Source organism: Flavobacterium sp. CFS9 (genome assembly GCF_041154745.1).
Taxonomy (GTDB): Bacteria; Bacteroidota; Bacteroidia; order Flavobacteriales; family Flavobacteriaceae; genus Flavobacterium.
The window spans coordinates 5,084,913-5,109,779 of record NZ_AP031573.1; the positions used below are offsets into that span (position 1 = coordinate 5,084,913).

Below are 24,867 nucleotides of genomic sequence, written 5' to 3' on the forward strand. Positions count from 1 at the left end.
CCTGCCATTGAAAGCCAAAGGCAAATGGAATTTTAATGTTTTATTACTAAGTCAATTAATGTTCCAACAAGTATAATGGCCAATGAAAATGATATCATCCCTAAAAGATAGGCGAAAAAAGCTTTAACATAAGAAGATGCATTTCCTTTATCATAAAACTGTCCAATAGCCCACGTTGAATATATGAGTCCCACAATACCGGCAAATTGCATTACGTTTAAATGTGTCAGACCGTAAACAACTCCAAAAATGGCATAAATTAACATCCCTATTCCCATTACGAAACAGAGAAGAATTAATATTTCAAATATGTTATAATCTCGTTTTTTGAAAAATAATTTTGTCCACAATGCAATAAATATCCCCATCATTATATTGGAATAACCTAAATTCAGCTGAACCCATTTTGAGATAGTACTTGTTGTAGTTTTCTGACTGTCAAGGAAATTCATATAACCATCCTGAAAATGAAAAAGATGATTACTTATAGAATAAATTAAGGAAGTAACAATAATAAAAATGATAGGTTTAACCAATCGGCTTCTATTCGCACTAAGGTAATTTCTGATATTTTGTCCCGGGTTTGTTACAAGTTCTTTAATAGTATATAATATTCCACGTTCAAAATGCAAAACATGTTCAATTTCGTGAACGATATAATGTCCGTTAATCCTTTTGAGTACTTTTGGCTGTCCACAGTCGGGACAAAAATTAGAATTTACTTCGGTCTTACAGTTTAGGCAGTTCATTTTTTTGGTTAAATATTTTGGTCAATTTTTTTATTTGCAGTCAGTTTAATAAACAACTGATGTCAGTCTTTACTTCTTATGCCGAGCTAAAATACAAAAAAAGTGCAATGATTTTTAATCATTACACTTTATATAATTTAAAGATTTGAACTGATAAAAAAGATTAACGGCTCAACCTTACCATATTTCTAAAAAACGCTTACCAGCCCTTTACTGCTCCGCCTTTAAATTCACGAACGGCAGCTTGTTCTACTTCAGCAGACTGAAACGCCGCTACAAACTGTTTAATTTTTTCTTCTTTTTTGTTGTCATCACGGCTTACAATTAAGTTTACGTAAGGAGAATCTTTGTCTTCTACAAAAAGAGCATCACGAGCGGGAACCAACCCTGCCTGCGAAGCAAAAGTATTATTGATAATTGCAATTGCAACATTCTGATCGTCTAAAGCACGTGGCAATTGCGGCGCTTCTAATTCTAATATTTTAAGATTCTTAGGATTTTCCATGATATCCGTCACTTTAGGCAATAAACCTACATTCGGACGAAGTTTCAGCAACCCGTTTTTCTCTAAAAGTAATAAAGAACGCCCTCCATTTGTAGGATCATTTGGAATAATGATTGTGCTTTCGTTTTTCAATTCCGAAAGGTTTTTGATCTTTTTAGAATACGCTGCAATTGGATAAATAAAGGTCTTGGCAATAATCGCCAGTTTGTATCCCCGCTGTTTTGATTGCTCGTCTAAATAAGGTTTGTGCTGAAAAGCATTAACATCAATATCTCCCTGACTCAGCGCTTCGTTTGGAATCACATAATCGTTAAAAGAAACCAATTCTACCTCAAGACCGTATTTGTCTTTGGCTACTTTTTGGGCAGCCTGAGCTACCACATATTCAGGACCCGCCGCTACTCCCACTTTAATATGGTGTGGGTCGTTATCTTTACTTTTTCCACAATTTGCCACTACAATGGATAGTGCCGCAATTCCAACTATCTTTAAAAATTTTATTTTCATATCTATTCGTTTACTTTCTACGTTTTACATTTTACATTTTACATTTCACTAATAATCATCTATGGTCAAATCGTTTAGACAATGCATCACCTGCGAACTGAATCCCGAATACCAGAACAACCAGTAAAGCCAAAACCGAATTCATCGTTACAGCATCATAGCCAATATAACCGTACTGGTACCCAACCTGTCCTAAACCACCTGCTCCAACTGCTCCACCCATTGCAGAATACCCCACAAGTGTGATTAAAGTAATCGATGCGGCATTGATTAACGAAGGCAAAGCTTCCGGAAGTAAAACTTTGAATACGATTTGTAAAGGTGTTGCTCCCAATGCCCTTGCCGCCTCAATTAGTCCAGACGGAAGTCCTAAAAGACTATTTTCTACCAATCTGGCAATAAAAGGAGCTGCTCCAATGCTCAACGGAACCAGTGCTGCACTTACACCAATGGAAGTACCTACCAGTGCACGTGTAAAAGGAATCATCCATACAATCAGGATAATAAACGGAATCGAACGAAAAACATTCACCAAAACCGATAAAAACCGATTCAAAACCGGCTGTTCTAAAATTTGATTTTTTCGGGTCAGAAAAAGCAAAACACCTGTTGGAAGTCCAAGGAGAAAACCAAAAAAACCGGAGACAAAAGTCATCATTATGGTTTCCCAGGTGCCTTTTAATAATAATTCAATAATGGATTCAGACATAACCTATGATTTCTGTTTTAATATGTTTTGAAATAAAATAACGGATCGCGGCATCGTAATTTTCACGTTTACCCGACAATTCGATCAGCATAACGCCAAAGTTAACCTCTCCTGCCTGATCCATTTGTGCGCTGACAATCTTGAAGTTGGTATCAAACAAACGCGAAACCTCCGAAATAACAGGCTCGTTAACCGATTTACCAGTCATCTCAAGTCGCAAGAGCGGATTCAGCCCTTCACCATCTTCTTTTTGCAGCCTTTCCTGATACACTTGCGGAACATCAAGATGCAAAGACGAAGCGATAAATTCTTTCGTAAGTTCATGTTTCGGATCGGCAAAAATTTCTCCGACACTTCCCTGTTCTATTAATTTTCCGTGACTGATTACTGCCACTTCATCACAAATCGATTTTACGACTTCCATTTGATGTGTAATCAGTAAAACTGTAATGTTCAGACGACGGTTAATGTCTTTCAATAAATTCAAAATCGATCTGGTCGTTGCGGGATCCAATGCACTTGTTGCCTCATCGCATAAAAGTACCTTAGGATTGTTGGCCAATGTTCGTGCAATGGCAACTCTCTGTTTTTGCCCACCGGAAAGACTCGCCGGATAATCGCTTGCCTTTTCTTTTAACCCCACCAGTTCCAATAATTCTAAAACACGTGTTTTGATTTCAGCTTTAGAAGCTCCCACAAGTTCCAGCGGAAAAGCTACATTTTCGAAAACTGTACGTGACGAAAGCAGATTAAAGTGCTGAAAAATCATTCCAATTTGTCTTCTCTCTACCGCCAGTTGGGCATTAGACAATTGCATTAATGCTTTTCCATCAACAATAATTTCGCCCGAAGTGGGTCTTTCCAACAAATTCACACATCGAATTAAGGTACTTTTTCCCGCTCCCGACGTTCCTATTACACCAAAAATTTTCCCGGGCGGAACTGTAAGCGAAACATCCGATAAAGCCGAAACTACCCGGTCCTTTTGATGGAAATTCTTAGTGACATTTTTTAATTCAATCATTCCGTAATTCAGGTTTAAAAACAAAAAAGCCTCTCAAAAAATCATGAAAGGCTTCTTAAATATATACTATTATTTTATAGGTAAGCCAGATCAATTAACCGCATAACAGGACCGCAGCACATCATCATGTTGCTGTTACGATAGCTTCTATTCTGGTTCTTTTTTCTCATTGATGCGGCAAATTTAATGAGTTATTTTTAATTTCAAGCCAAAAACGCATAAAACTTTTATTAACCTATCAAAATAATAGACTAATTATAAGAATCAGGAGCAATTTCCGGCTATCCGCTTATATCTTTCCCTGCTTAAAGAAAGCAGGCAAAGGATACCGCTGCTATCCGGGCTAGACTTTAGTTTTCAAAATAACCTCACAAAAACATCATTAAATTAAGAAAAACTCCCCAAATGATTACTGATTTATGATATGGTAGAAGATAAGTACTGGATCTTGTCAGTTTTTCCAGGTTTTGAAAATCAAAAATCTGCAATCGTCAATCTTCAATCTAAAATCCAACAGAAAACTTCAATACCAACAAAAAATGGCGCCTCTCAGCACCATTTCTTACTCTAATTTCAAAACTCAAATTTTATTTTTTGTCAATCTTATACAATCTGCCACCATCTGTAACCGCATATAAAGCTCCGTCACTTCCCTGAGTAATATCTCTGAATCGTTGATTCTCTGATGCCAAAAGTCTTTCTTCACCCACAACTTTATTATTATTTATAGCAAGACGTACGATATGCATTCCGCTTAAAGCCCCAATAAAAAGATTGTTTTCCCACTCCGGTATACGATTGCCGGAATAAAATGTCATACCACTTGGCGACACTACCGGATCCCAGTAATAGACCGGCTGTTCCATACCATCCTGCTGCTGAATTCCTGCTCCTATCTTTTCTCCGCTATATTCAATTCCATACGTAATAGTAGGCCATCCGTAATTTGAGCCAGCCTTTAATCGATTGATTTCATCTCCTCCTCGTGGTCCATGTTCCGAAAGCCAGATCTCACCACTAACCGGATGAAGCGCCAATCCCTGAGGATTTCTGTGTCCGTACGAATACAATTCAGGTAATGCTCCAGTCTGACTAAAAGTTGGATTTCCGGATGCCGGCTGTCCTTCTTTTGTAATTCGTATTACCTTACCCAGGCCTGATGTAAGTGATTGTGCCATAGGTCTTGTTTCTAAAACCGAACGTTCTCCAGTGCTCACCACGAGATTACCCGTCTTATCAAACAAAATACGCCCTCCATAATGAAGTGTGCTCGCATTGGCAGGCTTTGCTCTGTAAATAATCGCTGCTCCTTCTATTGTCTTTTCATTAACCGCTAATTTTCCCTTAGCCACTGCCGTGTTATTTCCTCCGCTTGTAGCTTCTGAAAATACCCAATAAATCATCCTGTTTGAAGCAAACTCAGGATCCAGGCATAAGCCTAACAAACCGCCCTGTCCTCCTGCATTTACAGCAGGGATACCGGTAATAGGATCACTTACCACTCCCGCAGTTGTAACAATGCGCATAGTACCTGCTTTTTGTGTCACTAAAAAACGTCCATCCGGAAGGCTTTTAATTCCCCAAGGACTTGTAAGCGCACTCGTAATAACCTTCGCTTCAAATGCAGTATTGGTCTGTACACCATTAGTACGTGTTTGTCCGGCAAAAGCTGGCTTGTAAGTAGTATTAGCAGGATTACCTTCTACAGGATTTGTAATCGTGCCGGGATTAGCCGGAGTTTCTTTGTCATTTGAACAGCTCAAAAAGACAAAGAATACACCCGAAAGAAGCATAATGTGTTTTAGATTTTTCATATACAGTAGATTTAGTTAAAAAATGATATTTGGGTAGTATCATCAAATATCTGTAATTCCAATTGAAAAACTTTATATAATTCACCCGAAAAGTTATACAATTTCATCTCATACTATTAAAAATTAGCAGAATGAGCACCCAAATATAACTCACTGTGAAACAAACCATAACAAATTAAATTAACAATTTACCTCCTAATTTCCTTATCAATAAAATCATAAAAATATCCTAATAATGGTTGATACTACAATTATTCTTTTACATTTGCGATCATCAGATGATGTGATACCACGCATGAAAACACTAATCCAAAAAAAATCACTTGCAGAAGAAGTTGCCTCCAAAATACAGGAGCAAATCACTTTGGGTCAATATAAAATTAATGAGAAATTACCCGTTGAAGCTGAATTGATGAAAAGTTTTGGTGTGGGTCGTTCGTCTATCCGTGAGGCGATGAAATTACTTGCCAACTCAGGTTTTTTACGTATCCAGCAAGGTGTAGGAACTTTTGTAGAGCGATTAACCAGTAATCGCGAACCAATGGATCAGCGCATCATGCGCGCCAATGTTCAGGATCTGGACGAAGTACGACAAATCCTCGAAATGAAAATTGCCGAAAAAGCTGCAATCAACAGAACTGATGAAGATATCGCAGCAATGAAAGAGCATTTACTCAACAGAATGATCGCTGCCAAAGAAGGAAATCTGGAAGAATGTGTAGAAGCTGACATACAATTTCATATTGCTATTGCAAAAGCATCAAAAAATGAAATTCTGGCTGATCTTTATAAATCTGCTTCCGTACATCTAAAAAAAGGATTCCTGCATCTTTATGGTGATACCAAAATATTTCAGGAAACATCAGCCGTTCACCAACAACTTTTAGAAAATATTATTGCACAGGATCCTAAAATGGCCTGGAATACTGTCGCAAAAATTATAGGACATATCAATTACTAATTTTTTACTCATATTCATCAGATGATCTGATCTATTATTACTTATGAAAACAGAAACAACTTTTACCAATACCCTCACGGAGTCTAAGCAATTAGCTCAGCAAACCGTTTTCTCCATTTTGTTCACGATCAGTTTTACACATTTCATTAATGATATGTTACAAGCTGTTATTCCGGCCGTTTACCCCATTTTAAAAACTAAATTCAGCCTAAGCTTTACTGAAGTCGGACTTATCACCCTGACCTATCAGCTGACTGCTTCAATTCTACAGCCTTTCATTGGTTTTTATACTGATAAAAAACCGCGTCCATATTCACTGGCCATAGGTATGGGTTTTACTCTCGTAGGGTTGGCAGCCGTAGCTGTGGCTTCAAGTTTTCTTAATATTTTACTGGCTGTAAGTTTAATTGGCATTGGTTCATCTATATTTCATCCCGAATCCTCAAGGGTTGCCCATCTGGCTTCAGGAGGAAAAAGAGGTCTTGCCCAATCTATTTTTCAACTGGGAGGAAATGCCGGAAGCGCTATCGGACCATTATTAGCAGCGATAATTGTTGTTCCTTACGGACAGTTCAATATTATCTGGTTCTGCTTAGCTGCCATTGTTGGCATTGTAATACTTTCAGGTATTGCCAAATGGTATCAGGAACATTTGAATCTAAAAGCAAAAAACAAATCAGCTGTTTCTGAAGAAAACCACCACTCTCTTTCTAAGCGAAAAGTAATAGTTTCACTGGGAATTTTACTGGTTCTGATCTTTTCAAAATACTTCTACATGGCCAGCATGACCAGTTATTATACTTTTTACTTAATTGATAAGTTCCATTTATCGGTTCAGGAATCACAGATTTATCTTTTTGCTTTTCTTGGCGCGGTGGCTGCCGGAACATTGTTTGGCGGCGCATTGGGCGATCGTTTTGGACGAAAGTATATCATCTGGATTTCTATTTTAGGTGTTGCTCCGTTTACATTACTATTGCCTTACGTTTCGCTTTTCTGGACCGGAATTTTATCGGTAATTATTGGATTAATCATCTCATCTGCCTTCTCAGCAATTTTGGTTTACGCCACAGAACTGGTTCCCGGAAAAGTAGGTTTAATTGCCGGTCTTTTCTTTGGTTTGGCTTTTGGTATGGGAGGATTAGGTTCTGCTGTACTGGGAAAACTAGCCGACACTACCAGCATCGAATATGTCTTTAAAATTTGCGCTTTCTTACCTTTAATTGGTGTTCTGACCAGTTTCCTGCCAAACATCGAAGGAAGAAAAGGAAAACAATAGTCTACCAGTAAAAAGCTGATAAACTGTGAAATGTGAGATATGAGATATGAGATGTGAAACGGCGTACCTGACAGTTAGCTTATTTGCCACAGCTTGGAATGATTCGATGGATTTTTAGTAATCCTCAAAATCTTCTAAGCTGTGGTTTTTACTTTTCTGAATATTTCAATCTTTAATCCTTAAAAAAAGATTAAAATTGGAGTTTCTTCAGCAAATACATTGATTTACTAATATTAATTTTTACATTTGCGTTATTTTTAACTATTCTAAATAGATTGAAGTTCTCAAGCTATTTTAGTAGTATACCAAAACTAACTCATTTTAAAAAAATAGTAAATCTTACAATATGAAAAAGAATTTCTTTCTCTCTTTTGCATTAGCCGCTTCTTTTTTTGTTAGTGCTCAGCAAAAAAACATATTATTAGAACAATCTTTTTGGAAAACAGCACCGGATGTAAATGCGGTTAAAGCTGAAATTGCAAAAGGAAATAGTCCAACAGTACCCAATGCTAACGCTTTTGATGCTGTTGTTGTGGCGATCAACAATGATGCTCCTATTGCTTCTATAAAATTCTTATTGGATCAGCCCGGCAATGCCATTACTAAATTAACTCACGACAATCGTATTTATCTGCATTGGGCCGCTTACAGAGGAAATCTTGAACTGGTAAATCACCTTATTGCTAAAGGCTCTGACATTAATCTGGAAGACAGCCACGGTACTACTCCAATCGCGTTCGCAGCTGTAAACGGTCAAACCAATACCGCTTTGTACGATGCTTTTTTCAAAGCAGGAATTGATCCTAAGAAAAAATATTCAGATGGTGCAAATCTATTATTAATGGCTGTTGCATCTGATAAAGACCTTGTTTTAACGGATTATTTAGTATCAAAAGGATTGTCTTTAAAAGATGTTGATGCTAACGGAAGTACTGCTTTTGATTATGCAGCAAGAACAGGAAATATTGCTCTTTTGAAAAAACTTTTAGACCGAAAAGTGAAACCTACTGACAACGCTATATTAATTGCTGCTCAGGGATCACGCAGAGAATCAAATACAATAGAAGCTTACAAATATTTAGTGGAAGAAGTAAAACTAAAAGCTACTGCGACTAGTAAGTCCGGAGAAAATGTGCTTCATTTATTGGCAAACAAACCAAACCAAGGGGAGATAATTGCTTACTTTTTAGCTAAAGGTGTTGATGCGAACAAAATCGACAAAGATGGAAATACACCACTAATGATCGCTGCCGGAGCAAGAGAAACTGCTGCGTTAGAAAAATTATTACCAGCAACAAAAAACATCAATCTTCAGAATACTAAAGGAGAATCGGCATTGACTTTCGCTGTAAGATCAGGAGCACCGGAAGCGGTTGCCACTTTATTGAGCAAAGGTGCTGATGTAAATGTAAAAGACAAAGACGGAAACAATCTAGGTGTTTATTTAGTACAATCTTACCGTCCGATGGGGCGTGAAACCAATGCTGCACAAGATCCATTCGAAGCAAAAATAAAATTACTGCAAGAGAAAGGATTAAACTTAGCTGCTGCTCAAAAAGACGGAAGTTCACTTTACCATTCTGCTATTGCTAAAAATGACCTGACTCTGGTAAAAAAATTAGCGCCTTTAAACATTGACGTTAATGCTAAAAATAAGGATGGTTTAACAGCTTTACACAAAGCGGCTATGGTTGCCAAAGACGACTCTATCTTAAAATATCTTTTATCCATTGGTGCTAAAAAAGACATTACCACCGAATTTGACGAAAGTGCTTATGCTTTAGCAAAAGAAAACGAATCGTTAACCAAAAACAATGTTTCTATTGACTTTTTAAAGTAATAGTTGGAAATTTCAAATTCCAAGTTTCAAAAATCTAAAAATCCAAAGATCTAAAGATCTAACAATCTAAAAATAAAATGAAATCAATATTTAAAATAGCCCTTACAGCAGCATTAATCTGCTTAATCTCTTTTCAGTCTACAGCACAAAGCAAATACAAATGTATGCTTCAAATGGCCAATTATATGGGAGAAGGCGCTTACATTGTTGTTTCACTTATCAATCCAAAAGGAGAATACGAAAAAACACTTTATGTAATGGGTGACGATAAAAAATGGTATACTTCATTGAAAGAGTGGAATAAATTTCAAACTTCAAAACCTGCTGATATCAGTGCAAAAACAGGAGCTTCTGTTACAGGTGGAGATCGAAGCATTACCACTATCGAAATAGACGATTCTAAAATAAACAAAGGATATAAACTAAGATTTGAATCAGCAGTAGAAGATCAGAAATATTATGTGAACGACTTAGAAATTCCACTTACTACTGCAGGGTTGGCTGATAAAACAGAAGGAAAAGGTTATATCAGATATGTGAGATTAAACAAAATTTAATTGTAGTAGTCGCACGATTTACCAGCAATTAATTTCTTTTAAAAAAGAATAGCCACAGATTCTACAGGTTTCAAGAAAATCAGATCCTTTTAATCTGTGGCAAAAAAACGCTTACATTTGATTACACTATAGATTACACTCAATGACTCTTTCTTTTTGGCGTTACGCGCACCTGGCTCTTGCTTTATTCTCATCTTTATTTTTAATCCTCGCTTCGGCAACAGGTACCATACTGGCTGTTGATGCGATGCAGGAAAAAACACTTCCGTACCGGGCTGAGAATTTTGATAAGATAACGCTTGAAGAAGCCCTTATCGTACTCAAAAAGAACTATTCTGAAATCACTACCATAAGTGTCGATCACAATCAATTTGTAACGCTACAGGCTATCGATGAAGAGGGCAATGATGTTAACACTTATATTGATCCTAAAACCGGAAAAAAATTAGGAACACCCCTGAAAAAAAGTGAATTTATTCAATGGGTTGCCGGATTCCATCGTTCTTTGTTTCTTCATGAAACGGGACGATTTTTTGTTGGTGTAATTTCCTTTATACTTGTTTTAATTGCCATTTCGGGTTTTGCATTGGTTTTAAACAGGCAAAGAGGCATTCGTAATTTTTTCTCAAAAGTAGTCAAAGAATATTTTGCACAATACTACCATGTTGTTTTGGGAAGACTTGCACTAATTCCGATTTTAATTATTGCACTTACGGGAACGTATTTATCTCTGGAAAAATTCAATTTCTTCATGGATAAAAAAGATCAGGAAAAAGTCAAAATGGTCAAAGCTGCTATTTCCAAAGAAGAAAAAGAAACTTCGGTATTCAAACACATTCTTCTGTCGGAAGTCAAACAAATCGAATTTCCTTTTACAGATGATCCGGAAGAGTATTACATCATCGAATTAAAAGACCGTGAAATTGAAGTCAATCAGGTAACCGGTGCTATTGTTGGAAAAAAGCTTTCTCCGATGACTGCTCAGTTTTCAGAATTAAGCCTTGATCTTCACACCGGAAGAGCTAACGCAATCTGGGCTTTTGTACTTGCGATTGCCAGCATTAATATTCTCTTTTTTATCTATTCGGGTTTTGCAATTACTTTAAAAAGAAGATCCAGCCGAATCAAAAATAAATTCAAAGCCAATGAAAGTGAATTTATATTACTGGTCGGTTCAGAAAATGGAAGTTCTTTACGATTTGCCAATGCCGTTCTCAAACAATTAATCGATCAGGGTAAAAAAGCATTCGTTACCGAATTGAATAGCTACACCGCTTTTCCAAAAGCAGAACATCTGATTATCTTCTCCTCTACACACGGACTAGGAGATGCTCCTTCTAACGGAAATAAATTTATATCCCTTTTAAAGAAACACCTGCAACAGCAAAAAATTACTTATTCTGTAGTAGGATTCGGTTCGAAAGCCTATCCTGATTTTTGCGGTTTTGCTTTCGAAATTGACAAACAGTTAGAAAATCAAAATTGGGCGGAACGTTTATTGGAAGTTCAGACGGTAAACGATAAATCGGCAGTTGAATTTGTCAGCTGGATCAGATTGTGGAGTGCCAAGATGGGAATTCCATTGTCGACAACCCCTTCACTTTACAATCACGTTCCGAAAGGATTGCAAAAATTAATGGTTCTGGACAAAACGCTTGTTTCCGAAACCGAGCAGACTTTCCTGATTACCTTGCGCGCCAACATGAGGGCTAAATTTACTTCCGGAGATTTACTGGCTATTTATCCGGCTAACGACAGCAGGGAACGACTCTACTCGATAGGAAGCCATTCCGGAAACATACAATTAGTTGTAAAATTACATCCTCACGGATTAGGCTCCGGATTTTTAAACACTCTGGCTACCGGAAACACAATCAAAGCCAGGATCATCAACAATAAAGCCTTTCATTTCCCGAAGAAAGTCCCACAGGTTGCCTTTATTTCAAACGGAACGGGTATCGCTCCTTTCCTTGGAATGATTGAGCAAAACAAAGCCAAAACAGAGGCACACTTGTATTCAGGATTCCGTATGGAAACAGAAACGGTTTCAGGTTATAAAAAGTTTGCCAATGAAATGATTCAGAAGCAAAAATTATATAGTTTTCACCTGGCTCTGTCCCGCGAAAATGAACATTTTTATGTAATGGATCTCATCAAACGTGATGCTGATTTCTTTATCAATTTATTGCAAAAAGGCGGAGTTATTATGATTTGCGGTTCACTTGCCATGCAGCAGGATGTAGAAGCAATTCTCGACCAATTGTGTCTGGAAAGAAATGTGAAAAATCTTTCTGAATATAAGAAAAACGGTCAGCTTTTAAGCGATTGTTACTAATGAATTATTGCAGCTGATTTTCGTTTAAAATGTAAAATAAATTTCCATGCTGATCAAAAAATCAATTCTTACTTCTTCCTTGTTTTTACTGCTGATACTATGCGGTCTGACCAGTAATGCACAGGTTTTACGAAAAAGAACCACACTGCTCATGGGAGGACGTTTTGACATTTCGATCGTTGCAAAAGATTCACTTACCGCAGAACAAAGTATTAACGAAGTAATTGCTGAAATCACACGAATAGAAAATCTCATCTCCGACTGGAAATCTGATTCGCAGGTTTCTGAGGTCAATCAGAATGCGGGAATCCGTCCAGTAAAGGTAGATCGTGAAGTTTTTGAACTCACCCAAAGAGCATTACAATTTTCTGAGGCTACCAAAGGCGGTTTCGACATTAGTTTTGCCGCAATGGACCGAATCTGGAAATTTGACGGATCGATGACGGAAATGCCTTCTGCCGAGGCCATCAAAAAATCTGTAGAAAAAGTAGGTTACAAAAATATTATCCTCGACAGCATTCAATCGACCATATTCCTGAAACTAAAAGGAATGAAAATTGGATTTGGCGCTTTGGGAGAGGGTTATGCAACTGATAAATGCCGAAATATGATGCTTGCAAAAGGCATCAAAGCCGGAATCGTAAACGGCTCAGGCGATATGACGGCATGGGGAAGACAGCCTAACGGAAAAGACTGGAACATTGGCATGACGAATCCTTTTCATCCTGATACTTTGTTCGCTGTTGTTCCATTAAACGATGGAGCTGTAACTACCTCCGGAAGCTATGAAAAGTTTGTAGTTTTTAATGGCAAGCGTTATTCGCATATTATCAATCCCGCAACCGGATATCCTGCTACGGGTTTGTGTAGTGTTTCTGTTTTTGGTCCTAACGCGGAAACTGCAAATGGGTTAAGTACTTCTCTTATGGTTTTAGGACAAAAAGCAGGACTTCTTCTTTTAAAAAAATATCCCGACTATAGCTGTGTCATGATCACCGATAATGGAAAATTAGTCAAATCCAAAAATTTCAAAATCAAAAAATTCAAGGCTAAACTTTAAACTGTCGAAGATACTTTGTTATGAGTGTTTTTTTCACGAAGATTGCTTCGCCAGTTCGCTATCGCTCGGGTTAGCAGATAATGCAGACTTTTATCCCTTCAAAGCGTTAATAATGAATCATTTTTAACTATTTCGAATTCCTTTCTTTGCTCTATAACTTAAAAAAAATCAGCCACGAATTCACGAATTCTTTCTAATTTGTATGCTTAAAAAATTTGTGAATTCGTGGCTATTTATTACACGACACTTAATAAAAATAAAATCAAAAAATTACCTGTAAAATTTCAGAAAAGAAAAATCAGGACTCTGCATTGCTGCTTCATTAACGGCAGTTTCAAACTGCGCTTGAGTTGCATAAACAAACATTTTTTGTTCGTAATCGCTGATTGCTTCCTCTATCGTTTCAAATTTTCCATTGGTAAGATTATTCGATAAAATTAAGGCGTCTAATAATCCTATATTGGCTCCCTGCCCCGCAAATGGAGGCATAATATGTGCTGCGTCTCCAAGGAGTGTGATGGGCAACGGACGCTCTTTTTTCCACTGATCATCTAAACTGATCTTTCTTGTCGGCCATAAAACAAAAGAAGAAGTAGCTTCAAACAGTTCTTTATAACATTTGTCCCATTCAGAAAACCGATTGAAGAGGTACTTTCGAATACCATCCGTACTCTCAAAAACTTCATCATTCCTGATAAACTCATCCGGACTTTTGAAAATGACATTATAACTCAATACTTTACCATTCTTCGGATTTGCGACTAATAAACCTTCTTTTCCGGAAGTCATAAGTATAGCGCCGTTACACAGTTTATTGAACTTCGCACAGGATGTTTCCGGGCAAAGCACCTCGCCTTGTATCATCAATGTTCCGGTATATTCGATTGTAGCAGGTGTGATAAATTTTCTGGCTTTTGACATTCCTCCATTAGCTCCAATAACAAAATCAGCAGTTGCGATTACGCCGTTTTCAAACTCTAAGATCCATTTTTCATTGTCTGTTTTAAGATTGGTAAACTTACTGTTCCAGACCACAGTATCGCTTTTCAAACTATTAAGCAATAACAATCTTAAATCGTTCCTGTTAATTTCGGGATTATCGTAGCGTTCTTCTTCGATTGTTGTTTTAGAAAACAATATATTGCCTTGGGAATCCGCTACCGTTCTTCCCATTGGCAGTGCTTTATCAAAATAATCCTCTAATAAACCAGCTTGTTTTAAAGCCTCCTGTCCCAAACCTTTGTGAAGATCAAGTGTTCCGCCGGAAATTCTGGTTTGGGCATTTAAATCTCTTTCATAAACGGTAACATCAACTCCGTTTTGCTGTAATAATTTTGCCATAGTTAGACCAACCGGTCCTGCACCAATAATGGCTACTTTTTTATCTTTTAATAACATCACTTTATCTTCTTAATTATGAATGACAAAATTCTGCTATCCGACTATTTTAGGATTGTATAAATGCGACAAAATCATGATTTATCAGCTGTTGTTTTGCTTTTCGCGCAAATGCACCCGGTGTGGTACCACTGTAACGTTTAAATTCTCTGCTCAGGTGCGACTGATCGGTATAACCCAATTCCTGTGCTAAACTTGCGATACTTAGATTAGGTTCTAGCCATAATCGGTTACGAGCCTGTTCGAAGCGCATGACAGCCGAAACATCTTTAACCGTATAACCTGACGATTGCTTAAAATTTCTTTCTAAAGTACGTATTGTAGCATGAGAAGCGGCAGCTACTTCCCTAACCGATATACGTCCTCCGGCTGCTGTCATAGCAATTCCTGCTTTAAATATCAAACTATTGCTGTCAGACTTTGCTTCTGCTGCAAAAAAATAGTCTTCGACTTTGGCAATAGCCTCTTCAATTTTGTGGGAAGCGATCAGATTGTTCAAAACAGACTGAAGTTTAGCAATAGGATGCTCAAAAATCTGTACTCCCTCCTTACCCTTTTGGGAGGACCATCCAAGCAGGTCAAAAACCATCCACGGATAGCACCTGACAGCAATAATTTCAAGGGAATTAACAGAATTGAAAACTGCAGGCTGATGGAGTAACCCTATCATAAATGGTGATGTCAGTGGTTTCAAAACTCCATTAGAAGAAATATTCAGCTCATTTCCAAAATAAAAAATGATTTCAGCATAACCATCCGGTATCACTTCAAAGTTCGATTGTACTTTCCCATACTCAATCTTATCATACCAAAAGCACTTTATACTTTTTTGTAATTCTTCGGCCGGAACAAATTCCTGATGATTGGTTTGAAAAGAAAGCATAATTGGAAGAAATTAGAGACAAACGATTATGAAACAAATAAAAGTCATTTCAAAAAACTGACCTTATTTTGACAATAATCCATTTCAAAATTAAGAAATTAATATGTAATATTGCAGCACGACACAAACAGCTGTTTATCAAGAACAAACACAGAATTACAAATCTCTTATTCCACTATTCTCCTCTTAAATCTTGGAAATTTAAAACGTATTATAGTACAAATCACATTAGATTCTTAGACTCCAAAATCTAATTTTACTCCAACATTAGAACTTCTAATGTAATTCTAATGATCTTCTAATTCCTTTATTTAGATTAAATATAAACAATGATTTAGCTTTGCATTTCTATTTAAGAAGTACATAAATCATGAAGTTTTTATTGTTATTGTTGGCATTCGTTCATTTTTCAGGTTGGTCCCAAAACGGGAATATTAAAGGAAAAGTTACTTTTGAAAATTCTGAATCTGCATTTGGTGCCACAGTTACAATTGCCGGAACTCAAAAGTTTGCTTTAGTTGGCAACAACGGTCAATTTGAAATCAAGAATGTTGCTTACGGTTCATACACTCTCGAAATTACATCACTTGAGGCTAAAACTAAAACCGTAAACGTAACCTTAAATAGTCCATCAACCCAGGTAAACATCTCGCTAGAAAAATCAAATGATCCAAAAGCCTTAAAAGAGGTTGTCGTAAAGAAAAACTCTGTAAAAAAAGAAATCATCAGTAAAGGTTTCTCTGTAAATGTTATAGAAACTAAAGACGCTGCCACACGAAACCTGCAAACCAATGAATTGCTTGATCGTTCCGCAGGCGTACGAATCCGACAAAACGGAGGTTTAGGTTCAAGCGTAAATTACAATCTGAATGGAATGTCCGGAAATGCTATCCGAATTTTTATTGACGGAATTCCGCTTTCTACTTATGGTTCTTCCTTTAGTCTTAACAGCATACCACCTGCCTTAATCGAGCGCATCGAAGTTTACAAAGGGGTTACCCCGGCAGAACTGGCGGATGATGCCTTAGGCGGAGCTATAAATGTAATTTTGAAAAAAGGTGCTAAAAACACGCTGAATGCTTCTGTTTCTTATGGATCTTTCAATACCATTCAGTCCAACTTTAATACAACCTATCGGGACAAATCCGGATTTACCGTAAAAGGATCGGGCTTTTATAATTACTCAGATAATGATTATGAAGTATGGGGAAGATTCGTTTACAATATCGCACCGGATGGACGTTACGAACTTACACGCGCCAAACGTTTCGAAAACCGATACAGATCCTATGGAGGAAGATTTGAAGCCGGTTTTACCAATGTAAAATGGGCTGACAATTTTTTAATCGGTATAAATGTCTCTGAAGATCACAATCAGATTCAACACGGTCAATTCATGACAAGACCTTATAAGGGACGTTTTTCCGAAGCTGATGCTTCTGTAATAAGTCTGAATTACTCTAAAAAAGATTTTCTCTTTAAAAAACTTGATTTTTCAACCAATACTGTCTTTAGCAATAAACATGAAGTCGTAAACGATACGGTTAAATGGAATTACAATTGGAACGGTGAAAAAGCAATAGGTCTATATGGTGAACCTGTTTTATCCTATACTGGCGCACAGCAAGGTGGTCCAACCATTAATAACATCTCAGAAAATATATTAAGTTCCAGAAGCGTATTTACCTATAATCTAAATGAATCTAACAGGTTTATATTCAGTAATTTATATTACAAACTGGATAGAAATGAAGATGATTTAATCAAACCGGAATTTCAAAAAGATTTTGAAGCAACATTTGATTTGCAAAAAACAGTCACTTCATTAGCCTATGAAATGCAGGCTTTTGAATCACGATTGAGAACCAATATTTTTGGTAAGTTTTACGAACAAAAAGTAAACCACAGAAAACCGGAATTGGTTACACAAAACGGGCAAACTACCGTTGTAGAAAAAATTACCAAAAGTGCAACTCCATTATTTGGATACGGACTGGCTACTTCTTACTTTATTACTCCTGAACTAATGATCACGGCATCTGCAGAGAAAGCCATTAGATTAGCAACTTCAGATGAAATGTTCGGAAGACCTAGTGAAAATGTACTGGCTAACCCCAATCTAAAACCAGAACAAAGTAACAATTTCAATGTAGGCGTACAATTTGGCCCCTACGAAATAAGTACACATAAGATTTCAATTGCTGCATCAGGTTTTTCCAGAAATGCCAAAGACCGAATTGTTCGTACTTCTGGTAACAGAGTAAATGATGCCATACAAACCCTACCGTTTGAAAACCTGGGGCGTACACAATCTATTGGTTATGAAGCTTCTTTTAATTATAGTTTCAAAGACCGCTTGTTCCTATCAATGAACATGTCAAAATTTAACTCTTTGTTCAAGATGCAATTTGACGCTAACGGAGGACAGTTATCCAACTATAATAAGCAAATTCCAAATGAGCCTTTCTTCACCGTAAATGGTAATGTACAGTACAACTTTAAAGAACTGATACAGAAAGATTCACAACTAAGTTTGTATTATAATTTTGGTTACGTAGATCCTTTTGCTACACTTTGGATTGATGTCGTAAACTCAAAAACACCAGCACAATTTGTGCAGGATTTAGGTTTGAGTTATGCATTTCCTAAAAAACAATTTGTACTAAGCTTCGATGCTAAAAACATTTTCGATAAACAAGTCTTCGATAATTATGCTGTTCAAAAACCGGGACGCGCTTTTTATCTAAAACTGAATTATACCCTCAATAAATTTTAATATCTAATTTTTTTTAAAACAATGAATATGAAAAAAAATACGTTTAAACTATTTACATGTGGTTTACTTCTAGGTGCATTGTCATTGACAACAAGCTGCAGCAGCAATGACGAAAAAAGTGCTGATCCGGTAAATCCGGAAACACCAGATCGTTGGATTACAGTTTCGGGAGCACTAATGCAAGATGCTCCTGGCGATGGAAACGGTGGAACTATGGTTTATGCTGTAACCAAAAAAAATGCTAAAGATCCAAACTATTCGATTAATGTTTACGCAGACGGAATGCCGGTACAATCGAACAGAACAGCTCGTTTGCAATCTTCTGTAGACGGAAAAACTCTTTTCAACATTACCTACACAGGAGCAAACGGAGGAGAATTTATGACCTATACCGTGAATGGAGCTAAAAACTTCACACAATCAGGTACGACCGTAAACATTTCTCAATATGCCGGAACATCTCCAAGATGGAATAAACTTTTTGACGGAGACAAAACCGGAGTTGCTGTAAATGTAACTAATCCTGTAGTTAAAACAAATCCGGACAAAAGTTACCTGTATACAAGAGGTACAGCTACCGTTCTTGCTCTGGACCTTAAAGGTATTCGTATTTCAGGATTCAAGCAATATGAACTTCCGTTAACCCCTCAGGAAGAAGCTCAGGGACACCATATTTTCCGTTTAGATGCTCCTACGATCAACAAAGCAGGAAACAAAGTAATTATCGGAACATGGTTACGTAAAACGAATCCTACTACAGGACAAATTGAAACTGCTTACGACCGTCCGGGCGCTAAATCTGTTGTAGTAGATTATCCGTCATTAGAAAATCCACAAATCATTACTTCTAAAGTTGGTTTTGGAGATACCAGCGGTTTCCGCAGCTTCAACAGCTTCTTAGGAACTGACGGTAACATCTATCAGGCTACTCAAAGAGATACTAACAAAGGATCTTATATCCTAAGAATCAACCAAAACAATCAATACGATGACTCATTTGTGATCAGTCTTGATGCTGCATTAGGTATAAAAGGATCTTATATCGATGCCTGGAGATATGCAGGAAACGGAATTGCTTATGTACTATATACGCACACAGCTACCGGTGATCAGGGATTTGTTGCAAGAGTAGATTTAAATGCTAAAACAGCTAAAAAAGTAGAAGGCATTACTTATGACGCTGCTATAGATTTTGGGCAATACCAAGGTTTTGTAGTGGATGGAAATGAGCTTTACTTAGCGGTTACACCGGTTGGAAAAGACGGAAATATTTACGTGATCGATATCCCAACAGGAGCTGTTACTAAAGGAGCTAAACTGGTAAACAAACCTGGAAACCATTATATTGGAGTATTCTAAAAAAAAACTGCACCAGCAGTAAAAGCACTCATAACAATTGTTATTACTTGAGTTTTTTTTTTAATTAAAGCATTCCGTTTCAGATTTCTGGAACGGAATGTTTGTTTTTGTTTAAAAATGATTTCTTTTAATCACCCCCACATCCCCCACATGAAGAACCGCAAGAACTTCCACAAGAAGAAGTTCCGCATGATCCTGAACTGGTAAAATTATTTGAAGAAACCGAATTAGTATTGTAATTAATCAATGGCATAAATGAATTTGCTAATAATATATTTCCATAAAGAAAATAATCCCACTCCCAATTCTTTTCAGATGCTGTTACTATCCTTGCCTTATCTTCAAAAACAGAAGGTATAATAGTTGTAAACATTAAATTTAATACTTGATTGATATAATACAATGAAATTATAACCAAAGGAACAATCGCAAAGAGTAAAAATGTAATTGGTTTACCTCTCCAAACTCCGGTTATAAATCTGCTAAAACCAATGCTCAACAAGAATCCTAAAACACTCATTACAACGATCACTACATTTGCAAATTTTTTCGAATCAAAAATTCTGTTTCTTATTCTGTAAGTTGCCTTCTGAAGCTGCTCAAAAATAGGCTTTTGCAAGGCAATCTTGCATAACTCCTGATAAGACATTGGCTCAAAATCTTTCATAATTTCGATAATACAATTCTCATATCGATTTTCAACAAAACTTTCATCAATTAATTCCAATCTATCATTTGTTAAAATCTTAATTTTATGAGTTACAATCAAATTATTCACCACTCCATTAACTACAGCATCCAGTTTGTTTTCTCTAAAAAACACCATCTCAAGTGCCGTAAGATTCTGCAAAATGGAGTTGGACTTAATTGTATCATATAGCGAAAGAAAACTTTTTCGGACATAAAATTTCAAGAATAAAATTACAACTACAAAAAGCAAAAGATAGACTATAAGAAAATTAGGATTCTTAATTTTTGCTAAAAGCGAAAAGATAACCAAACATACCGGAAATGATAGAGCAATGGTATAAATTAAAAAGTTTTTTCTAAGTTTTGAAATTTCATAGCTGCTTCTCTCTAAGTGCAAAGAATCTAATTCATTATGATAATGCCAAATTTCAGCTAACTGCGGACCAAAATTAACTTCATAAAGCTCCTTAGTCCTTTCTTTTGCTATTTTAAACTTATCAAATTCTGATCTATTATGAGTTGAAGGAATATGTTCTATTCTTTTTCCTAATAAATCGCAGAAATCAGAATAAGAATTAGTAAAAATTAAGTGCTGATGCCAGACAATATCAACAATCTCTGAAGGCGAAACCATTTCATTATTGGTTGCAGCCAGAAATAGAAACTTTTTATATTCAATTATAGCACTTTGAGTAAAATAAATCGTCCAATGATTCTCTAGTGCTAATCTCGTTGAAAACCCATATTGATCATTTGGTTGATCAAAACTAAATGCTAAAACCTTTTCCCAAAGTGTTTTATTCATAAAATCACTTATATTTTAGTTATATTTTGTCAAATTAAATGCAATATTTAACACGACAAATCTTTAGCTAAAATAACATTATTTCTTTCACAAAAAGCAAGCTTAAAAATTAAATCCAAAAAGTTATATAAGTCCAGTTAAAAAAAACTTACATTGACTCACCTAACTTCAATATTAAAGAATGAAATGAAATAAATTTGCTAAATTGGTACGATTCATGGCAAAAAACGATCATCCTCAACAATGAAATTTATACAATGTTTTTTTTATTTTGAACTAAATCATCATTTATAAATATTTTTCAATAGATTTGTGTAATCGATTACAATTACCTTTCTTATTAATGTTGATTTAAATTTTAACATCAATAAAAAGATCAATAAAAAAACTATATATGAAAACCAAATCTGTCAATCATTTGTTTTTTACAGCGGTATTTTTACTTGTGACCTGTTCCAATCTTACTGCGCAAAATTCAGATACTTATGATACATATAGAGGTATCGAATTTAAAATACCCAAAGTCAATGAACCTATAATCCCAAATAATACCGTAAATCTAAAAGATTTTGGGGCTGTAAATGGCGGATATGTTTTAAATACTAAAGCTTTCGCTGATGCCATAGAAGCTGTATCAAAAAAAGGAGGTGGAAAAGTGATTATTCCACCCGGAATCTGGCTAACTGGCCCAATTATACTAAGAAGTAATCTTGAACTTCATGCCGAAACAGGAGCCTTAATTAAATTTTCTACCGATAAAAATTTATATCCAATTATTGAAACCAGTTTTGAAGGGCTTAACACCTGGCGATGCATCTCTCCTATTTACGGTAAGAATCTGGTAAATGTTGCCTTTACAGGAAATGGTGTGTGGGATGGTTCCGGAGAAGCCTGGAGACAAGTTAAAAAAAACAAACTGACGGAAGAACAATGGAAGAAATTTATAGCTTCCGGCGGTGTTTTAAATGAAAAGAAAGACAGCTGGTATCCTTCTGAACAATATTTAAAAGGCTCCAAAGGTGCTGATCAGAATGTTCGTCACGATCTAAAAACAAAAGAAGAATTTGAAGCCATTCACGACTTTCTGCGTCCGGTTTTAGTGAGTATACAAAACAGTAAAAGAGTATTGTTTGATGGCCCCGTGTTTCAAAACTCACCTGCCTGGAACCTTCATCCGTTTATGGTAGAGGATTTAATCGTTAGAAATATAACCGTTCGTAATCCGTGGTTTTCTCAAAACGGCGACGGTCTTGATGTCGAATCCTGCAAAAATGTAATTATCGAAAATTCCAGTTTTGATGTGGGTGATGATGCCATCTGTATCAAATCGGGAAAAGACAAAGACGGTCGTGATCGTGGGGTTGCCTGCGAAAATATTATCGTTAAAAACAACATCGTTTATCACGGACATGGTGGTGTCACAGTGGGAAGCGAAATGTCGGGCGGAGTGAAAAATCTGCATGTCTCCAATTGTACTTTCATGGGAACTGATGTTGGCTTGCGTTTTAAAAGTACCCGCGGGCGTGGAGGAATAGTAGAAAACATTTATATTTCGGATATTTTTATGACCGATATTCCATCACAAGCCATCTCTTTTGATTTATATTATGGAGGAAAATCCATAGCCGAAACTTTGGCAGAAGGCGGAAACACCGTAACTACAAAAGCTGTTCCTGTAAGTGAAGAAACACCACAGTTTAAAAACATATCGATTAAAAACATCACCATTAAGGGCGCACAGCAAGCAGTATTTCTGCAAGGTTTACCCGAAATGAATCTGGAAAACATTGAAATTTCTAATTTAATTGCCAAAGCAGAAAAAGGTTTCTCGATTATTGATGCCAATGGAATCAAAATCAACCATGCCAAATTAGACATCGAAAACCCTACCGTATTTGAAATCTACAATACTAAAAATATGTCTTTAAAAAATACGGAATTTAATTCGACTTCTGCGAAAGCAATTACTATAAACGGAGAAGCCAGCCAAAATATTGAACTGAATTCATCCTCAAAAATAGATTTTTCGAAACAAACAACCTTAGGAGTAAATGTTTCTAAAGATGCTGTAAAGTTTTGAGATTAAAATTTCAATGCAACTAAAAAAAGTTAGAAAGTTCACCAAACTGAAAATAAAAAGCGCCTCCATAATCTGAGGCGCTTTTCGTTTCAAAATTTAAAATAATAGAAGCCGCGAAGACTATTTCCATCCGCCACCTAAGGCACGATACAAATCGACAACAGCTTGTAATTTTTGCAAATTATCAGTGATCCCGCTTAATTGCGCTGCCAATAAATTTTGCTCTGAAGTTAATACATCAGTATAATTGGTGGCCGAGCTGTACTCTAAAAGCTGTTGTGTAAAATCTACTGCTTTTTCAAGAGCCTCAATTTGCTTTTGTCTGGATTCTTCTTTTTCAACGGCCATTTCATACGCATACAAAGCATTTGAGACCTCCTGCCCTGCTACCAAAAGGCTTTGTTGGAAATCATTCAGTGCCTGAACTTGTTTGGATTGTGCTGTTGTTAATCTTGCTTTATTCAGTCCCTGATTGAAAATAGGCTGTGTCAAACCTCCTATTAAAGAATAAAAAACAGAATTGGTAAAGAAATCGGTTAGTTGCAGACTCGAAAATCCACCACTTGCAGTAAGCGTCAAACTTGGATAAAAATAAGTTTTAGCCATATTGGTACTTTCAAACGCAGTGCGGAAATTAAACTCGGCCTGACGAACATCCGGACGGTTTTCCAGCAATTGTGCCGGCATACCTACCGCAAGATTTTCCGGAACGGTCTGATTCCCCAATGTCCCTCTTTCAATAGCGCCCGGAGCCTGTCCCAACAAAATAGTAAGAGCATTCTCCGTTTCACGAATACTTCGTTTTAAATCCGGAATCAATACCTCGGCTGCATGCTGATTGGCTTCACTCTGCACCACTGCTGCTCCGGTCACTATGGCTCCTTCTTTTAAAGCTTTAATCGTTTCCACATTTTTAATACGGCTTTCTAAAGTCGCTTGGGTAATTTCCAATTGCTTATCATACGCTAACAACAAAAAATAGTTATTTGCAATATCAGCGATCAATTGTGTCTGAATGGCTTGTTTTGCAGCATCTGTAGCCAGATAGGCTGCTAAAGCCGCTCTTTTTGAACTGCTTAATTTTCCCCAAATATCAAGTTCCCAGGAAGTACTCAGACCTAATTTAGAGGTTGTAGTCTCCATATTGATATTGATACCCGGCGGTAAATTCAGACTGGCTCTTGATTGTTTGTTAAATGTGGCACCGGCATCAAGATTCAGTGTTGGATAATAAGCCAGTTTGGCCTGACGCAAAACAGCTCTGGACTGCACTATATTTTCGATCGCATTCTTTAAATTGAGATTCTGATCTAATCCTTTTTGAATTAAAGCATTCAGTTTTTCGTCTTTAAAAACAGTCTGCCACGGCATACTTGCCATCGTAGTCGAATCGGCAGTATTTTGATCGCGATACAGCTTATCGGTCGAAATGGTCGACGGACGTTCGTATTTCTTAGTAATCGAACACGCACTCAACAGTGTCGCTGCCACTACCACAAGAATATATTTATTTGAACTATGAGTCATTTTTTTTAA

The 24,867-nt window shown here is 36.6% G+C and carries 18 protein-coding genes; 9 read left to right on the plus strand and 9 right to left on the minus strand.

Annotation, left to right across the window (positions count from 1 at the left end):
* Positions 1 to 32 precede the first annotated feature (32 nt).
* The 5 genes from ACAM30_RS20880 to ACAM30_RS20900 all read right to left on the minus strand — a co-directional run bounded on the left by ACAM30_RS20880 (position 33) and on the right by ACAM30_RS20900 (position 5,308).
* Positions 33 to 749: a DUF3667 domain-containing protein gene (locus ACAM30_RS20880; RefSeq protein WP_369616442.1), complete on the minus strand. Its 717-nt coding sequence runs from the start codon at positions 747 to 749 to the stop codon at positions 33 to 35.
* A gap of 199 nt (positions 750 to 948) precedes the next feature.
* On the minus strand, positions 949 to 1,761 hold the full coding sequence (metQ, locus tag ACAM30_RS20885) for a methionine ABC transporter substrate-binding lipoprotein MetQ (RefSeq protein ID WP_369616443.1): 813 nt from the start codon (positions 1,759 to 1,761) through the stop codon (positions 949 to 951).
* A gap of 55 nt (positions 1,762 to 1,816) precedes the next feature.
* The gene (gene metI / locus ACAM30_RS20890; protein WP_369616444.1) at positions 1,817 to 2,470 is read right to left on the minus strand and encodes a methionine ABC transporter permease MetI; all 654 of its coding nucleotides are present in this window, start codon (positions 2,468 to 2,470) and stop codon (positions 1,817 to 1,819) included.
* The gene (gene metN / locus ACAM30_RS20895) at positions 2,463 to 3,494 is read right to left on the minus strand and encodes a methionine ABC transporter ATP-binding protein MetN (protein WP_369616445.1); all 1,032 of its coding nucleotides are present in this window, start codon (positions 3,492 to 3,494) and stop codon (positions 2,463 to 2,465) included. The genes metI and metN overlap by 8 nt, the downstream gene beginning before the upstream one ends.
* 587 nt (positions 3,495 to 4,081) lie before the next feature.
* Complete coding sequence (locus tag ACAM30_RS20900) at positions 4,082 to 5,308, minus strand: PQQ-dependent sugar dehydrogenase (protein WP_369616446.1); 1,227 nt, start codon at positions 5,306 to 5,308, stop codon at positions 4,082 to 4,084.
* 235 nt (positions 5,309 to 5,543) lie between these two features.
* Here ACAM30_RS20900 and ACAM30_RS20905 point away from each other — a divergent pair, with 235 nt between their 5' ends.
* The 6 genes from ACAM30_RS20905 to ACAM30_RS20930 all read left to right on the plus strand — a co-directional run bounded on the left by ACAM30_RS20905 (position 5,544) and on the right by ACAM30_RS20930 (position 13,340).
* Positions 5,544 to 6,269, plus strand: coding sequence for a FadR/GntR family transcriptional regulator (locus ACAM30_RS20905; RefSeq protein WP_369616447.1), 726 nt, complete (start codon positions 5,544 to 5,546; stop codon positions 6,267 to 6,269).
* Positions 6,270 to 6,312: 43 nt separating this feature from the next.
* Positions 6,313 to 7,548 carry an MFS transporter gene (locus ACAM30_RS20910; RefSeq protein WP_369616448.1) on the plus strand — a complete coding sequence of 412 codons (1,236 nt, stop codon included), beginning with the start codon at positions 6,313 to 6,315 and terminating at the stop codon, positions 7,546 to 7,548.
* A 346-nt stretch (positions 7,549 to 7,894) separates the two neighbouring features.
* Entirely contained in the window at positions 7,895 to 9,388 is a 1,494-nt protein-coding gene (locus ACAM30_RS20915; RefSeq protein WP_369616449.1) for an ankyrin repeat domain-containing protein, read from the plus strand.
* Between the two features lie 77 nt (positions 9,389 to 9,465).
* Positions 9,466 to 9,945, plus strand: coding sequence for a DUF2271 domain-containing protein (locus tag ACAM30_RS20920; protein WP_369616450.1), 480 nt, complete (start codon positions 9,466 to 9,468; stop codon positions 9,943 to 9,945).
* 142 nt (positions 9,946 to 10,087) lie between these two features.
* Positions 10,088 to 12,280, plus strand: a complete 2,193-nt coding sequence (locus tag ACAM30_RS20925) for a PepSY domain-containing protein (RefSeq protein ID WP_369616451.1) — start codon at positions 10,088 to 10,090, stop codon at positions 12,278 to 12,280.
* 46 nt (positions 12,281 to 12,326) lie between these two features.
* Positions 12,327 to 13,340 (plus strand): FAD:protein FMN transferase, encoded by a 1,014-nt coding sequence (locus ACAM30_RS20930; RefSeq protein ID WP_369616452.1) that lies wholly within the window; start codon positions 12,327 to 12,329, stop codon positions 13,338 to 13,340.
* A 270-nt stretch (positions 13,341 to 13,610) separates the two neighbouring features.
* Here the strand turns inward: ACAM30_RS20930 and ACAM30_RS20935 are convergent, their stop codons facing one another.
* Together ACAM30_RS20935 and ACAM30_RS20940 are read right to left on the minus strand one after the other, a co-directional pair.
* A complete protein-coding gene (locus ACAM30_RS20935; RefSeq protein WP_369616453.1) occupies positions 13,611 to 14,738 on the minus strand; it encodes an FAD-dependent oxidoreductase in 1,128 nt (375 codons plus the stop codon).
* A 49-nt stretch (positions 14,739 to 14,787) separates the two neighbouring features.
* Positions 14,788 to 15,621 carry a helix-turn-helix domain-containing protein gene (locus ACAM30_RS20940; protein WP_369616454.1) on the minus strand — a complete coding sequence of 278 codons (834 nt, stop codon included), beginning with the start codon at positions 15,619 to 15,621 and terminating at the stop codon, positions 14,788 to 14,790.
* Between the two features lie 370 nt (positions 15,622 to 15,991).
* On the opposite strand from ACAM30_RS20940, the gene ACAM30_RS20945 reads away from it, so the two are divergent.
* Together ACAM30_RS20945 and ACAM30_RS20950 are read left to right on the plus strand one after the other, a co-directional pair.
* Positions 15,992 to 18,397: a TonB-dependent receptor gene (locus ACAM30_RS20945; protein ID WP_369616455.1), complete on the plus strand. Its 2,406-nt coding sequence runs from the start codon at positions 15,992 to 15,994 to the stop codon at positions 18,395 to 18,397.
* Between the two features lie 27 nt (positions 18,398 to 18,424).
* Complete coding sequence (locus ACAM30_RS20950; protein ID WP_369616456.1) at positions 18,425 to 19,756, plus strand: hypothetical protein; 1,332 nt, start codon at positions 18,425 to 18,427, stop codon at positions 19,754 to 19,756.
* 127 nt (positions 19,757 to 19,883) lie between these two features.
* Here ACAM30_RS20950 and ACAM30_RS20955 read toward each other — a convergent pair whose 3' ends face one another.
* The gene (locus ACAM30_RS20955; RefSeq protein WP_369616457.1) at positions 19,884 to 21,251 is read right to left on the minus strand and encodes a hypothetical protein; all 1,368 of its coding nucleotides are present in this window, start codon (positions 21,249 to 21,251) and stop codon (positions 19,884 to 19,886) included.
* A 394-nt stretch (positions 21,252 to 21,645) separates the two neighbouring features.
* On the opposite strand from ACAM30_RS20955, the gene ACAM30_RS20960 reads away from it, so the two are divergent.
* Positions 21,646 to 23,331 (plus strand): glycoside hydrolase family 28 protein, encoded by a 1,686-nt coding sequence (locus tag ACAM30_RS20960; protein WP_369616458.1) that lies wholly within the window; start codon positions 21,646 to 21,648, stop codon positions 23,329 to 23,331.
* A 120-nt stretch (positions 23,332 to 23,451) separates the two neighbouring features.
* Here ACAM30_RS20960 and ACAM30_RS20965 read toward each other — a convergent pair whose 3' ends face one another.
* Positions 23,452 to 24,858: an efflux transporter outer membrane subunit gene (locus ACAM30_RS20965; protein ID WP_369616459.1), complete on the minus strand. Its 1,407-nt coding sequence runs from the start codon at positions 24,856 to 24,858 to the stop codon at positions 23,452 to 23,454.
* Positions 24,859 to 24,867 lie beyond the last annotated feature (9 nt).